The sequence below is a fragment of the Asticcacaulis solisilvae genome, assembly GCF_052327315.1.
In the GTDB taxonomy this organism is placed as follows: domain Bacteria; phylum Pseudomonadota; class Alphaproteobacteria; order Caulobacterales; family Caulobacteraceae; genus Asticcacaulis; species Asticcacaulis solisilvae_B.
Genome location: NZ_CP166196.1, coordinates 68885 through 82752, shown reverse-complemented (window position 1 = coordinate 82752; position 13868 = coordinate 68885). Strand labels below are relative to the sequence as shown.

Here is a 13868-nt window from a genome sequence, read left to right as displayed (position 1 = left end):
AGATGTTTCCATGCGCCGTCTGTTCCCGATCCTGTCGCTGTTCCTGTTGTCGCCGCTGGTCGGCGAATATCTGTTGGGCAGTTTGCCCATGTCGATGATCGCCATCCTGCCTTTGATGGCCGCCATGTACGGATCGGGCGCCCTGCTGATCCGCGAAGTCGTCCGCCGCACCGGCAAGGGCTGGCCGTCGATCGTGCTGCTGGCCACGGCCTATGGCTTCATCGAAGAGGGCTTCATTACGCAGTCCCTGTTCAATCCCAACTACATGCACCTGCGCCTGCTCGATTTCGGCTATCTGCCGGCCATCGGCACTGCCCTGCCCTGGGTGATTTTCGTCATCTCCATCCATGTCATCTGGAGCATGAGCGTGCCGATCGCCCTGACCGAGACGCTTTATAACGACAAGCGGACCGAGCGCTGGCTGGGGCCGGTCACCATTCCCCTGTTCGCGCTGGTCTTCCTGGCCGGTTCGGCCCTGATCGCGGTCTTTACCTACAAGCAGGTGCCATTCATGGCGTCGGTGCCGCAACTGGTCGGCAACGGGCTGGTCGTCGTTGCTTTGATCGTCGCGGCCCTGCTGTGGCCGAAGCCGAGCGAAACCACCGGAAAGCCCGCGCCGCATGCGGCCATCCTGTTCGGCGCAGCCCTGTTGTCCGGGTCCGGATTAATGATCATCGAACACCTCGGACCGGCGCTGGCGCATTGGCCGTGGACGGTCGGCGTGGCCTTGATGCTGGGCTGCGAAGTCGCATTCGTCGCCTTTATGGCGGTCTTTACGCTGGGCCGCTCATGGACGGCGGTGCAACGCTTCGCCGTGATGGCAGGCGGGCTTATGGTCTATGTCTGGCAGGGCTTCATGACCGACATGGAGCTGCACGGCAAGGCCGACCTTCAGGGCCATATGGTCATCGCGGCGGCCTTCGTCCTGCTGTGCGGCGTCGCGGGCTGGCGGGCCTTCAGAGCCACGCGTTGAATGGCTGGGCGGCAAGACTCTCCGCCCGCCACGGCTCCGAAAGGCGCCGCACCGCTTCCCGGCCCGCCTTGCCGAGCGCTTCCCGCAGAGCGTGGGACTCGACCAGTTCGCGGATCGCGGCGCTTAAGGCATCGAGATCCGGATCGGCCCAGACCTGATCCGGATCCTTCTCCAGGCCGGTATAGGGACCGTCGACATCGTCGATGCGGATGAGGGCGAAGGGGATCAGCCGCGCATTGCCGCTGTTCATAAAGTCGAGATTGCCGGAATAGCCGGTAGCGATCACCGGCACGGCCGCCGCCATGGCCTCGGCCAGCGGCAGGCCGAAACCTTCGGAGCGGTGCGGCGACAGCACGATATCGAAGCAGGCGGAAAAGCGGTCCATGTCGGCATCGCTGAAGCGTTCGGTTACCAGCCGGATGTCCTCGCGTTCATTGAGGATGGCGTTCAGGCGCTGCGCCGTGGCGCGGTCGTCGCCGAGGTCGCTGGCCTTGAGCGTCAGGCGCGCCGTCTCGGCGGGCTGGGGAAAGGCCCGGGTCCAGGCCTCGATGCTGCCCCAGGGATTTTTGCGTACGGCCGACGACTTGGTGTCGAACAGCGACAGGACTTCGACCAGGCCCGGCTGTAGCCCGAAGCCTTCGCGCAGGGCATTGCGCTCGCCATGGCCCTTGACCACAGGCAGCGGAACCGGATGCGGCATCAGGCGCAACCGGTCGATCAGGTCGAGCCGACCTTCGGCGGTAAAGGCCTGAGACAGCGCGTCGTGGACGTAGCGGCTGGGCACCCAGATTTCGTGCAGGAAGTCGGCCATCCAGACCCAGCTGGCCGGCACCTTCGGGGTTTCCCAGGCCCAGTAGCCGATACGGTAGCGGCCGGCCCACTGCGCCGGGGCATGGGCCAGCAGCGCGACCATCAGTTCGGCGGGATTGGCATGGATATACCAGACGCCGCCCCTGCCCGGCAGCTCGGCCCTGCCTTTCAGGATACCCCGGAAGGCAGGGCGCAGGTCGTGTTCGGTAATGAAATAGCCAGCCGAACGAAGCGCCGCAGCCGACAGCCGGCCGGCGCGCCCTATGCCCAGGGACTCGTTGAAAAAGCCCGAGACGACGAAATCACCGGCCTTGAGCGCATCATGCGGCGTGGCCTTGGGCCAGTGCCGCGACCGCCAGCGGACAAGCTGCCACAGGGCGCCATGGATAAGCGGCAGGCGATAACGAAGAGGGAGATGCCTGAGGCGCAGCATAAGAGACCGGGAATCGGAGACGCACCGACCCTAACGGGTGCGCACGCCCGGTTCAATCACGGACATATGAAATTAAAGGCCCAGCCAGCGGCGGCGTTGCGTCCAGTAGGTGCGGAACTGATCGGCCTGGATGGCGTCTTCAAACGTCACGACCTTGACCTGGTTGGCGCCATGGGTGTCGGCACGGACGGAGATCGAATCGGTATTCTGAATGGAGGCGGCTTCTACAAACTTGAAAAACGCACCGAGGAACGCATCCTGTTCCGACGGCGAGTCCATGTTAAATTCAACACTAACCACGCTACACCTCAATTGTCTGAGACGACACCGGACAGGGATAGGGCTGTAACCCGCAACCGTCGATGTGAAGTCCGCGCAAATATTGTCAAGTTCGTGCAAAAACGTGTGCACTGCACAATAGTCGGAGTGAAGCGCAATTTTAAGCGCTTGTCAAAGCCTAAGCATGGTAAACACCTGACACGCCAAGGGTGTGGCGCGATTGTCGCAAAAACGTCAATCGCGCGAATTTTCCGAAGGCGGACGGACTTAATCTACCGTTTCGGCCTTTTTCGACGCAGGTTTGGACTCCGGCTGCAACAGCTTCCTGATGTTGCGCGCGGCCTGGCGGATGCGATGCTCGTTCTCGACGAGGCCGATGCGGACATAGCCTTCGCCATATTCCCCGAAGCCCAGGCCCGGCGCCACGGCGACGTGCGCCTCCTCGATCAGCAGCTTGGCGAAGTCGATCGACCCCATATGCTCGAACTTCGGCGGAATCTTCGCCCAGGCGAACATCGAAGCCGGCGGCGGCGGGATATCCCAGCCGGCGCGCTTCATCGAGTCGATCAGCACGTCGCGGCGCGATTTATAGGTCGCGCGGATGTCGTCGACATTGTCCTGCGGTCCGTTGAGCGCCGCGGCCGCCGCCACCTGGATCGGCGCGAACCCGCCGTAGTCGAGGTAGGACTTGACCCGCGCCAGCGCCGCGCAGATTTCGGAATTGCCGACCACCATGCCGATGCGCCAACCGGCCATGGCGTAGGTCTTGGACAGCGAATTGATTTCGACCGAACGCTCGATGGCGCCTTCGACCTGGAGCAGCGAAGGCGGCGGATTGTCGTCGAAATAGATTTCCGAATAGGCGATGTCGGACAGCACGAGCAGATCGTGCTTCCTGGCCAGGCGGATGACCTCCTTGTAGAAGTCGAGATCGACCCACTGCGCCGTCGGATTCGACGGGTAGGACACGATCATCACCGACGGCGTCGGCACCGAATGCTTCACCGCCTTGTCGATACCGGCCAGGTATTGTTCCGGCGACAGGGCCGGAACGTGGCGGATGACGCCGCCAGCCATCAAAAATCCGAAGGCGTGGATGGGATAGGCCGGGTTCGGACAGATGACCGTGTCACCCGGCGCCGTAATCGCCATGGCGAGGTTGGCAAAGCCTTCCTTCGAACCGAGCGTGGCGACGACTTCGGTATCGGGATTGAGCTTCACGCCATAGCGGCGGTCGTAATAGCCGGCCATGGCCTTGCGCAGGCCCTGCACGCCCTTCGACACGGAATAGCCGTGCGTCTTGGGCTTCCTGACGGTTTCCACCAGCTTGTCGACGATGTGCGGCGCCGTCGGCATGTCGGGATTGCCCATGCCGAAATCGATGACGTCGACGCCTTCCGCGCGCAGCCGAGCCTTGACCTTGTTGACCTCTTCGAAGACGTACGGAGGCAGGCGGCGGATACGGTAAAAGTCGCGCATGACGGTGAGGGACCCGAAGACCAATGGGAGGGAACAAAAAGCGATGAGACGCGTCATATGGCCGATGTCTCGTCGTTTGTCATCCCACGAAGTGTGCTTTTTTCGGAAATTTTTGCGCAACGTGGAAAAACTGTGCGCAAATGACACGCCGGACGGACACCCGTCCTTAATAGCTGTCTGTCATAATTTCGCGGGAAAGACCTTGTTTGCAAAGAGTACAGGTAATGAAGCGTTTGTATTCCGGTGCCTGGATGGCGGCCCTGCTGCTGATCGCGCCGGTAGCCGTCCATGCCCAGTCCATTCCGGTGACGGGCGGCAAGCTGTTGCTGACCGGCGGCGTCAGCCAGGTCGAAGGTTCGGCCGGCGGCGGCCTTACACCCTGGGCGGTCATCGGCGGCAATGACAGCGCGGGCCAGTTCGGCGGCAACGCCTATGCCACCGAAATCAAGACCACCGATTACAAGATCACCTCGCAAGGCGTGCTGTTCAGCGTCGACAACCGCATCGAACTGTCGGCGTCGCGCCAGGCGTTCGACACGCAGGCCGTCGGTGCAGCGCTCGGCCTGGGCTACGGCTACACGATCAACCAGACGACGCTGGGCGCCAAGGTGCGGCTGATCGGCGACGCCGTGCTGGACCAGGACCGCTGGCTGCCGCAGATTTCGGCGGGCGTGCAGTACAAGTCCAACGACAAGGCGGGCCTTGTCACAGCCTTGGGCGCGCGCAGCGGCAAGGGTACCGACCTTTATCTCAGCGCTACCAAGCTGTTGCTGGCGCACAGCCTGCTGCTCAACGCCACGGTGCGCGAAACAAAGGCCAACCAGTACGGCATACTGGGTTTCGGCGGCATCGACGACAAATACCATACCGAATTCGAGGCTTCGGCCGCCTATCTGCTGAGCAAGCGGCTGGCTGTCGGCGCCGAGGTGCGCGCCAAGCCCGACAACCTGGCCGTCGCCCATGAAGGCACCGCCTATGACGCCTTCGCCGCCTATGCCTTCAACCGCCACCTGTCGCTGACCGTCGCCTATGTCGACCTCGGCAATATCGTCACGCGCCGCCAGACCGGCTTTTACGCCTCGCTGCAAGCCGGCTTCTGATCAGGATCATCCCATGCGTTTCTTGTGTATCGCCCCCGTTATCGCCCTGGCCGGCTGTCTCGTTTCGGCGACGGCCCAGGCGGAAACCTATCCGCCCGCCGCGCCGGTCATCGCCCACGACGACCATCTGTACAAGGCGTTCGGCGGCCATGACGGCCTGGTCCACATTACCGACGACCTGTTCGTCAATGTGATGGCCGATCCGCGCATCAACGGCTTTTTCGAGCCGCAGAAGATTCCGCACATCAAGGCCATGCTGGTCCTGCAATTCTGCCAGATCCTGGGCGGCGGCTGCACCTATACCGGCCGCGAGATGAACGCGACGCACGCCAAGATCGGCATCCACGAAGGCGACTTCAACGCCCTGGTCGAGGACCTGCAAAAGGCGATGGACAAGAACCATGTGCCGTTCGCCGCGCAGAACCAGCTGCTCGCGGCGCTGGCGCCGCAGCACCGCGCCATCGTCTACAAGCCGAGCGGCGACGACGTTCAATAATATAACCATATAAAGATATCTTTATATCTTTATTGACTTTGGCCCCGACCTGCCGCATACAGGCAGGGTCGAGGTTCCGTGTTGCGTGCATCACGGCCAAGAGGGAAGCCGGTGCAAGGCCGGCGCTGCCCCCGCAACTGTAGGCGGCGAGCCAAGATCCACTATGCCATTGGACAGGTCCCGACACGGACCGGCCCGAGAAGGCGGATCAAGGCCGTGACCCGCGAGCCAGGAGACCTGCCCCGACCGCATATCCAACCCGGGCGGTGGGCCGCGGGCTGCGTCGTCTTTTCGTTCCGTATACGGATCGTTATCGCCGACGTGTGCCTGAAACTCCCCGACCGATCATTACGGGGACCAAAGTGTCAAACCTCCAACTGCCCGTCGCCACGCTCGGGACACCGCGCATCGGCCTGAAACGGGACCTCAAATTCGCCCTCGAATCCTACTGGGCTGGCAAGACCGATCAGACGGCGCTGCTGCAGACGGCGGCTGAGCTTCGCGCCGCCAACTGGGCACGGCAAAAGGCGCGCGGCGTCGATATCATTCCGTCGAACGATTTCTCGCTCTACGACCAGATGCTGGACACCAGCTTCATGGTGGGCGCCATTCCAGCCATCTACGGCGCAAAAGCAGACCTCGGCACCTATTTCGCCATGGCGCGCGGCTCGCAAAAGAGCCACACCGAAACCTGCGAACACGGCCATGTCCATCATCACGGCCACGGCGTGCCGGCGCAGGAAATGACCAAGTGGTTCGACACCAATTATCACTACATGGTGCCGGAATTCACGCGCGACCAAACCTTCCACCTGACCTCGTTCAAGCCGCTCGATGAGTTCCTGGAAGCCAAGCGCCAGGGTTATCACACGCGTCCGGTTCTGGTCGGGCCGGTGACCTTCCTGAAGCTGGGCAAGAGCACGGACGAAGGCTTCGATCCGCTGTCGCTGATCGATCGCCTGGCGCCGGTCTATGTCGATATCCTGACGCGCCTGCGCGACGCCGGCGCCGACTGGGTGCAGGTGGATGAGCCCGTGCTGGCGCTCGACGGCGAGCCGGCCATAACGGCTGCCCTGAAGGTCGCCTATGCGACGTTCGCCGAACAGGTGCCCGGCCTGAAGATCATCGTCGCCAGCTATTTCGGCGGCCTTGAGGAAAACCTCGACACGGCCGTTGGACTACCCGTCGCCGGTCTGCATATCGATCTGGTGCGTAAACCGCAGCAACTGAACCCTGTCCTCGACCGTGCGCCGGAGGGCCTGGTCCTGTCGCTGGGCGTGATCGACGGCCGCAATATCTGGCGCGCCGACCTGGCCGCGATCGTTGACACGCTGGAGCCGGTCATCGCCGCCCATGGCAAGGACCGCTTCCAGATCGCGCCGTCATGCTCGCTGCTGCACGTGCCGATCGATCTCGACCTGGAAGACGCGCTCGACGCCGACGTCCGGTCGTGGCTGGCCTTCTCGGTGCAGAAGATGAGCGAACTGGTGACGGTCGCCGGGGCGTTGCGCGGCGGCTACGAGGACTCGGTTTCGAGCCTTGCCCTGCTCGACGACTCGACCCAGGCCGCGGCGGCGCGCCGGACGTCTGCCAAGATTCACAATAAGGCGGTCGCCGCGCGCCTGGCCGCCGTCACCGCCGCCGACGGGCAGCGCAAGAGCGCCTTCGCCGCCCGCGCCCGGGTCCAGCGCGCGCAGTTCGCCCTTCCCGCCTTTCCGACTACGACCATCGGTTCCTTCCCCCAGACCGCCGAAGTCCGCAAGGCGCGCTCGGCCCATGCCAGGGGCGAGCTGAGCGCGGAGGGCTACGAAGCCTTTCTCAAGGCTGAAACGGCGCGCGCCGTCGCCTGGCAGGAGGAGATCGGGCTGGATGTCCTGGTGCACGGCGAATTCGAGCGCAACGACATGGTGCAGTATTTCGGCGAACAGCTGTCGGGCTTTGCCTTCACCAAACACGGCTGGGTTCAGTCCTACGGATCGCGCTATGTCCGCCCGCCGGTCCTGTTCGGCGACGTGTCACGTCCCAAACCCATGACGGTGCAGTGGTGGTGGTTCGCGCAATCGCTGACCGGCAAGCCGGTCAAGGGCATGCTGACCGGACCCGTGACCATACTCAACTGGTCGTTCGTGCGTGACGACCAACCGCGCTCGGAAAGCTGCCGTCAGATCGCCCTGGCCATCCGCGACGAGGTTGCCGACCTTGAGGCCGCCGGCTGCCGGATGATCCAGATCGACGAAGCCGCCCTGCGCGAAGGCCTGCCGCTGCGCCACCGCGACTGGCAGACCTATCTCGATTGGGCGGTCGAAAGCTTCCGGCTGTGCGCCTCGGGCGTGGCGGACGAAACGCAGATCCACACCCACATGTGCTATTCGGAATTCAACGCCATCATGGACGCCATCGCCGCCATGGACGCCGATGTCATCTCGATCGAGACCTCGCGGTCGAAGATGGAGCTGCTCGATGTCTTTACGTCGAAAAAGTATCCGAACGAGATCGGGCCGGGCGTCTACGACATCCATAGCCCGCGCGTGCCGGAGGTCACCGAGATGACCGGGCTGATGTCGCTGGCCCGCCAACGCCTCGACGACACGCAGCTATGGGTCAATCCCGACTGCGGCCTGAAAACGCGCAAGTGGGAAGAGGTCAAGCCGGCCCTGGTCAACATGGTCGCGGCGGCGAAGGCGTTGCGAGAAGACGCCTAATCCTCGACAAACTGCCGGAGGGCTTCGAGGCGCGTGTCCCATTGCCGCGACATCGCATCGATGAAGGCGCGCGCCGCATCGAAGCCTTCCGGGTCTATGTCCCACAGGGTTTCCCGGCCCTGGCGGCGATGGCGCACCAGGCGGGCACGGCCGAGCATATTCAGATGCTTGGTCACCGCCTGGCGTGTCATGCCGGTACCTGTACTTAAACGCACCGTCGAGGCAGGACCGCCTTCGCCCAGACGCCGGATCAGGCCAAGTCGCGTCTCATCGCCCAGCGCCGCGAAGACCTCAGCGTGCAAGGTAGGCCTCGATCAGGCCCATCTGCGCCGTCCAGCCGCCGTCGTTCATTTTAAACGCCTCGGCGCGGCGGTGTTCGGGCAGGTTTTCGAAGCCGGCTTCGGTCAGCACCAGCCGTGTCCCGCCTTCGGTTTCCGACAGGGCAAAGGTGACAAGAGTCATCGGCTCAGTCGAATAGTCCGTGTCCGGATCGGTTGCGTAAGGGTGCCAACCGAAGGCGAAGCGCGTCATGGGCTCGATCGTCTCGATACGCAGCAGGACCGGTTTGCCCGCATAGGGTTCCTGCATCTTCGCGATATCCGGATTGACGGTGGTCGGCGCGATGGCGCCCGTGATGTCCTGGCCCGCGACGAAGGGGCCGTCCAGCTTCATGCCGAACCAGCTGCCGAACTGCGCCGAGTCTGAAATGGCGCGCCAGACCTTTTCCAGCGGCGCTTTCAGCATGATTGTCTTTTCGATGCGGTCAGTCATTGGCAACTCCATGGTTGCGCTTTTTTAGCCACGCGCCTTATAAATAGCAACCCAAAAGTTGCCTTTCTCGTGCAAGGGAACCGTGTTATGCAACCCCCATGAGCCGGGGGAAAATCATTTGGGCGATAGCCGGCGTCTTGCTGGCTTGGGCGGCGGCGGTGGCCTTCTGGTTCGAGCCGGAAAGCCTGACCCTGACGCAGCTGGATGTCGCGACGCCGTCGTGGCCGCAGACGACGGCGCCGTTGCGCGTCGTCCTGCTGTCCGACCTGCATATGGACACCCTGCACATGACGCCGGCGCGGGTGCGCAGCATTGCCGCCCGCGTCAATGCCATGCGTCCCGATGTCGTTCTGTTTGCCGGAGACTATATCGGCGGCGATGTCTTCAAGGGCCGCAAGGAATTCGGCGCGCGGCCCCTGCGTCCGCCGGAACAGATCGCGCTCGACGAAGAAGGCCTGCGCACGCTTGGCGCCTTCCAGGCAAGGTATGGCGTCTACGCCATCATGGGCAATCATGACTGCTGGTGGGATTGCGACACGGTGCGCAAGATCCTGGCGACGACGCATGTCAGGCTGCTGGAAAACCAGGCGGCGCGGATCGCACGACCGGAAGGTGATGTATGGATCCTGGGCGTCGAGGACGGCCAGACCGAGCATCCCGATTTCCCCGGCACTGAAGCCCAGGCGCCGAAAGGGGCGGCGACTGTTGCGCTGACGCATAATCCCGGCCTGTTCGACTGGGCGTCCAATAGTGTCGGCATCCAGATGTCAGGCCACAGCCACGCCGGACAGGTACGATTTCCACTGATCGGCGCACCGATCACCGTCTGCCGCCACACCAACGATACCGCCAAAGGCTGGACCGTAATCGGCAACCGCATCCTGGTGGTGACGCGAGGTCTGGGATCGAGTGGGATTCCCGTCCGTTTCAACGCGCCGCCGCAGATCATGCTGCTCAATGTGCATCCGGGACCGGCGGCGAAAGTCACCGCGGTCCCGGACGTCTGGCTGCATTAAAGCCAAGCTTTAGAGGTTGGCCGCCCGCTTGAGGAAGGTCTCGACCACGGTCTTCATTTCGTCCGCCTGGTTCGACAGGCTGCGCGAGGCTTCGGTCACGGCGCCCGACACCTCGCCGGCGTCGGCGGCCGAGCGGTTCAGTTCCTCGATCGTCGCCGAGGCTTCGCCCGCGCCCTGCACGGCGGTCGACAGGCTGACGGTGATTTCGCGCGTCGCCTGGACCTGCTGACGCACGGATTCCGAGGTGTTTTCGGAAATGCCCTGCATCTGGACGATGACGTCGGCGATGCTGCCGATTTCATGCGTCGTGCGGTCGGCGGCGCGGCGGACATCGCCGATCCGGTTGCGGATTTCCTCGGTCGCCTTGGACGTCTGGTCGGCCAGGCTCTTGACCTCGTGCGCCACGACCGCGAAGCCACGGCCGGCATCGCCCGCCCGCGCCGCTTCGATGGTGGCGTTGAGGGCCAGGAGGTTGGTCTGCTTGGCGACCGACGAGATCAGGTCGACGATTTCATTGATCCGGGCGACCGCCTGGGTCAGGTCGCCCACCACCGACCGGGTCTGGTCGGCGCGCTGCGACGCTTCGCGGGCGACATCGGCCGAGGCCGAGGCCTGGCGGTCGACTTCGGAAATCGTCGCGCCCAGTTCCTCCGAGGCGGCCGCCACGGCGCTCATGGAATCGCGCACCGAGAAGATCGAGGTCACCGCCGAATGGGCGCGGTTGGCATTGTCCGAAGACGCGGTGTTGAGGATCGAAGCGCTTTGCTCGAGGTGGCCGGACGCCTTTTCGACGCCACGGATCAGCCCGGCGAATTCGCTGTTGAAGCCACCGATCAGGCTTTCCATCTCGGCGGCGCGTTCCAGACGGGCGCGGGCGGCCTCTTCGTGTTCGGCGCTGAGGGCGCGGCTTTGCTGGGTTACGTCCTTGAACACTTCCAGCGCCTGGACGACCTGGCCCAGTTCGTCGCCACGCTGCAGCTGGCGCGGATCGACCGACATGTCGGCCGCCGCCAGACGGCGGGTGGCGTCGGCGATGGCGCCGATCGACTTCGACGTGCTGCGGCCGATCATGACGCCGAAAGCGCCGGCGACGACGGCGGCAATGCCGGCGATCAGGGCAATCAGCATGCCCTGGCCCTGCGCCGAGTGCACACTTTCGGCCGCCTGGGCCTTGGCGCGGGCTTCGGTGCGGTCCAGCACCTTCTGCACGATGGCGTCGGTGTTCTTTTCAGAGGTGGCGTATGGCCCCAGGAAGGAGATGGCGGCGTTCAGGTCGATTTCGAGCATCGAGGAGACGAATTCCACGGCGCCCTTCTGGCCGTCGATTTCCTTGATCAGCTCGTCATAGGCCTTCTTGTCCTCGGGATCGGTCGCCTTGGCGGCGCGCGCCTTGACGCGGTCCTGAAGCGACTTCAGGTTCTCGGCGATCCTGGACGCGTTGGCGCTGCTGCCGGTCGTGGTGTCGCCACCGGCGCGCGCGGCCAGCGCGTTATAGAGGTCGCGGGCGTCGCCGCGCAGGTCGGCCCGGACCTGGCTCAGGAACATGGCGTTTTCCATCGTGCCGTTGACGACGGTTTCCATGCGCCGGGCCTGGGCGCCGAGCGCCAGGGTCGCGGCGATGGCCAGGGCCGCGATCAGCACCATGGCGACCACGGACGGAACCAGGAATTTCCAGATAAACGGCCAGTCTGACGGCCGGGTCCAGCTTTTGATCGGGGAGGTCATGGCATGCACTCTAGGAGAGGAGGAAGCCGCCGGGCGGAAGGCCCGGCGGCTATGGTGTTACCAACGCTTGGACAGGGAGACCAGGACGGTCGACGGAACCTTGAAGCCGGCGGTCTGGACGTGGGCGCCGCTGAGGTTCTGACCGCTGACTGCCAGGGTCATCTGGTGGCCCAGGTCATAGCCGATATTGGCGGCCAGCGTCGTGTAGGCCGGGATCTTCACGATGGCGTAGGTCGTCGGCGCGAAGGTTTCGAAATGACCGGTCTGATGGACGAAGGCATCGAGCGTCCATTTGCCGCCGGCCCAGCCGATGTTGAAATTGGCGCGTTCCTTGGGCGACAGGCGGGAGAAGTCGACGCGGCTGGCGACGACATCATGGCCGGCAAGCGCCGTATCCTTGATGTCCGTGCCGGTATAGTCGCCGCTCCAGTGCGCATTGCTGCCCAGCTTGCCCGAAGCCGAGATCTCGAAGCCGTTCATCTTCGAATTCGAGGCGTTGTCCCAGCCGATCGCCGGATAGGTCGTCAGGGTCGGATACTGCAGCAGGTGCGTCGAGTCGGGCTGGCCCTTGATGTTGTCGCTCGACTGGCTGAACAGGCGGATGCCGAGCTTGGCGGCCTTGAAGCTGTGGTCATAGGAGACCTCGGTGTTTTCGACCACGCTGGGCGCGATCGTCGGATTGCCCATGACGGCCAGCGCGCCGCCGGTCACCGGCACCACCAGCTGGAAGCTGCCGAGCTCGATCAGGGTCGGGGCCTGGACGCCGCGGGCGCCCATCAGACGGACCGTATCCTTGTCGCTCAGACGCCAGACCAGGCCGGCATTGTAGCTGAAGGTCGAGAAGTCGCGGTCCCAGTTGGCGTTGCTGGCCAGGGGGAAGCCGGCCGGGAAGGTGCCCGTGCGCTTGAGCGACACATTGTCCGAGCGGACGGCCAGGGCCGTGCTGACCGTGTCGGAGATCGCCCAGTTCCACATGGCGGACGGCGCCACGACGCGATAGCTGACCTGGCCGCCGGCCAGCGGCGTCGTCGGCATTTCGTTGTTGCGGTATTCCACGCCGAGGCGGAAGGTGTGCTTGCCGACCTTGAACAGGTCCTGGACCTGGTAGACGCTGATGGTGTTGCGCAGGGTGATCGGCCCGCCGAGGTAGTTGTCGACGCGCAGGGTGTTGCGATAGGCGGTCGCCGTCACCAGGCCCAGCGAGGTGTCCGAGGTCAGGTTAAGCTTCACCGAACCGGTGATGTACTTGCCGAAGATGGCGTCATAGTTCGAGACGCGATCGGACGCCTGGGTATTCGAGTACGAGCTTTCGAAGCGCAGCTCGGTCTTGTCGGTCAGCGACGCCACGGTATCGAGGTTGAAGGTGGCGCGGGACGGCGTCGCCCAGTACTGGTTGGAGGTGAAGTTGGACGTATTGTCCCATTCGTCCATCTTGGCGGCCCCGGCGGAGATGCGGGCCGACAGTCTCGGCGTCAGGCGCATCGTCTGGACCAGCGACACTTCCTTGTCGTTGCGCGAGCCGACCGTCACCGAACCCGAGCCGACATTATCGTACTTCGGATTGTAGGTGATGATGTTGACGACGCCGGACACGGCATTGAAGCCGAACAAGGCTGCGTTCGGGCCTTTCACGACTTCGATCTGGCGGATTTCCGACAGCTGGACCGGAATCGTCGACCAGGCGGTGAAGCCGTAGTGGTCGAGATAGACCTGGCGGCCGTTGACCAGAACCAGCAGGCGCGGCGACATCGGCTGATCATAACCGCGGATGCCGACATCGCTGCTCTGGCTCGACCAGTTCAGCACGTCGACGCCGGCGACACGGCCGAGCAGGGTCGGCAGGTCGTGGGCGCCCGAGCGCTTGATGTCGTCGGCCGAAATGATGGTCATGTCGACCGGCACTTCGGTCGAGCGTTGCGGCGAACCGGTGGCCGAGGTGGTGACGGGCTCCCCGAACAACTGTTCGAGCGAGCCATAGTCGATCGACTGGGCGTGGGCGCCGGCGGCGAAGGCCAGCGGCAGCAGGGCCGAGGCGGCGATTTTACAAACGATTGCGACTTTACGCATGATACACTCCACAGGCC

12 protein-coding genes and 1 riboswitch are annotated in these 13868 nt (G+C 63.9%); of the genes, 5 read left to right on the top strand and 7 right to left on the bottom strand.

The features are described 5' to 3' along the window. Positions 1-10 precede the first annotated feature (10 nt). Positions 11-973 (top strand): hypothetical protein, encoded by a 963-nt coding sequence (locus tag AB8717_RS00375; RefSeq protein WP_443749043.1) that lies wholly within the window; start codon positions 11-13, stop codon positions 971-973. On the opposite strand, the gene AB8717_RS00370 is transcribed toward AB8717_RS00375, so the two are convergent. The 3 genes from AB8717_RS00370 to AB8717_RS00360 all read right to left on the bottom strand — a co-directional run bounded on the left by AB8717_RS00370 (position 957) and on the right by AB8717_RS00360 (position 3974). Continuing rightward, complete coding sequence (locus AB8717_RS00370; protein WP_443749042.1) at positions 957-2216, bottom strand: glycosyltransferase; 1260 nt, start codon at positions 2214-2216, stop codon at positions 957-959. The two genes, AB8717_RS00375 and AB8717_RS00370, sit on opposite strands and share 17 nt — an antisense overlap. 72 nt (positions 2217-2288) lie before the next feature. After that, positions 2289-2495 (bottom strand): hypothetical protein, encoded by a 207-nt coding sequence (locus AB8717_RS00365; protein ID WP_443749041.1) that lies wholly within the window; start codon positions 2493-2495, stop codon positions 2289-2291. A 267-nt stretch (positions 2496-2762) separates the two neighbouring features. After that, the gene (locus AB8717_RS00360) at positions 2763-3974 is read right to left on the bottom strand and encodes an LL-diaminopimelate aminotransferase (RefSeq protein WP_443749040.1); all 1212 of its coding nucleotides are present in this window, start codon (positions 3972-3974) and stop codon (positions 2763-2765) included. Between the two features lie 224 nt (positions 3975-4198). On the opposite strand from AB8717_RS00360, the gene AB8717_RS00355 reads away from it, so the two are divergent. The 3 genes from AB8717_RS00355 to metE all read left to right on the top strand — a co-directional run bounded on the left by AB8717_RS00355 (position 4199) and on the right by metE (position 8272). Next, entirely contained in the window at positions 4199-5074 is an 876-nt protein-coding gene (locus AB8717_RS00355) for a DUF3034 family protein (protein WP_443749039.1), read from the top strand. A gap of 13 nt (positions 5075-5087) precedes the next feature. Continuing rightward, positions 5088-5570 carry a group I truncated hemoglobin gene (locus AB8717_RS00350; protein WP_443749038.1) on the top strand — a complete coding sequence of 161 codons (483 nt, stop codon included), beginning with the start codon at positions 5088-5090 and terminating at the stop codon, positions 5568-5570. Between the two features lie 54 nt (positions 5571-5624). Further along, positions 5625-5829, top strand: a riboswitch (cobalamin riboswitch). Between the two features lie 103 nt (positions 5830-5932). Continuing rightward, positions 5933-8272, top strand: a complete 2340-nt coding sequence (metE, locus tag AB8717_RS00345; RefSeq protein WP_443749037.1) for a 5-methyltetrahydropteroyltriglutamate--homocysteine S-methyltransferase — start codon at positions 5933-5935, stop codon at positions 8270-8272. Here the strand turns inward: metE and AB8717_RS00340 are convergent. Together AB8717_RS00340 and AB8717_RS00335 are read right to left on the bottom strand one after the other, a co-directional pair. Continuing rightward, the gene (locus tag AB8717_RS00340) at positions 8269-8574 is read right to left on the bottom strand and encodes an ArsR/SmtB family transcription factor (RefSeq protein ID WP_443749036.1); all 306 of its coding nucleotides are present in this window, start codon (positions 8572-8574) and stop codon (positions 8269-8271) included. The genes metE and AB8717_RS00340 overlap by 4 nt on opposite strands. Beyond that, positions 8564-9043, bottom strand: coding sequence for an SRPBCC family protein (locus tag AB8717_RS00335; protein WP_443749035.1), 480 nt, complete (start codon positions 9041-9043; stop codon positions 8564-8566). Before AB8717_RS00335 ends, AB8717_RS00340 begins: the two co-directional genes overlap by 11 nt. A 98-nt stretch (positions 9044-9141) precedes the next feature. On the opposite strand from AB8717_RS00335, the gene AB8717_RS00330 reads away from it, so the two are divergent. Next, entirely contained in the window at positions 9142-10059 is a 918-nt protein-coding gene (locus tag AB8717_RS00330) for a metallophosphoesterase (protein WP_443749034.1), read from the top strand. Positions 10060-10068: 9 nt separating this feature from the next. Here the strand turns inward: AB8717_RS00330 and AB8717_RS00325 are convergent, their stop codons facing one another. Together AB8717_RS00325 and AB8717_RS00320 are read right to left on the bottom strand one after the other, a co-directional pair. Beyond that, positions 10069-11784: a methyl-accepting chemotaxis protein gene (locus tag AB8717_RS00325; RefSeq protein WP_443749033.1), complete on the bottom strand. Its 1716-nt coding sequence runs from the start codon at positions 11782-11784 to the stop codon at positions 10069-10071. 57 nt (positions 11785-11841) lie between these two features. Further along, on the bottom strand, positions 11842-13851 hold the full coding sequence (locus tag AB8717_RS00320) for a TonB-dependent receptor plug domain-containing protein (RefSeq protein ID WP_443749032.1): 2010 nt from the start codon (positions 13849-13851) through the stop codon (positions 11842-11844). Positions 13852-13868 lie beyond the last annotated feature (17 nt).

Excerpts from the sequence above, each read along its gene's own strand:
- AB8717_RS00375 (WP_443749043.1), top strand. The coding sequence starts at position 11 with ATGCGCCGTCTGTTCCCGATCCTGTCGCTGTTCCTGTTGTCGCCGCTG.
- AB8717_RS00370 (WP_443749042.1), bottom strand. The coding sequence starts at position 2,216 with ATGCTGCGCCTCAGGCATCTCCCTCTTCGTTATCGCCTGCCGCTTATC.
- AB8717_RS00365 (WP_443749041.1), bottom strand. The coding sequence starts at position 2,495 with ATGGACTCGCCGTCGGAACAGGATGCGTTCCTCGGTGCGTTTTTCAAG.
- AB8717_RS00360 (WP_443749040.1), bottom strand. The coding sequence starts at position 3,974 with ATGCGCGACTTTTACCGTATCCGCCGCCTGCCTCCGTACGTCTTCGAA.
- AB8717_RS00355 (WP_443749039.1), top strand. The coding sequence starts at position 4,199 with ATGAAGCGTTTGTATTCCGGTGCCTGGATGGCGGCCCTGCTGCTGATC.
- AB8717_RS00350 (WP_443749038.1), top strand. The coding sequence starts at position 5,088 with ATGCGTTTCTTGTGTATCGCCCCCGTTATCGCCCTGGCCGGCTGTCTC.
- AB8717_RS00335 (WP_443749035.1), bottom strand. The coding sequence starts at position 9,043 with ATGACTGACCGCATCGAAAAGACAATCATGCTGAAAGCGCCGCTGGAA.
- AB8717_RS00330 (WP_443749034.1), top strand. The coding sequence starts at position 9,142 with ATGAGCCGGGGGAAAATCATTTGGGCGATAGCCGGCGTCTTGCTGGCT.
- AB8717_RS00325 (WP_443749033.1), bottom strand. The coding sequence starts at position 11,784 with ATGACCTCCCCGATCAAAAGCTGGACCCGGCCGTCAGACTGGCCGTTT.
- AB8717_RS00320 (WP_443749032.1), bottom strand. The coding sequence starts at position 13,851 with ATGCGTAAAGTCGCAATCGTTTGTAAAATCGCCGCCTCGGCCCTGCTG.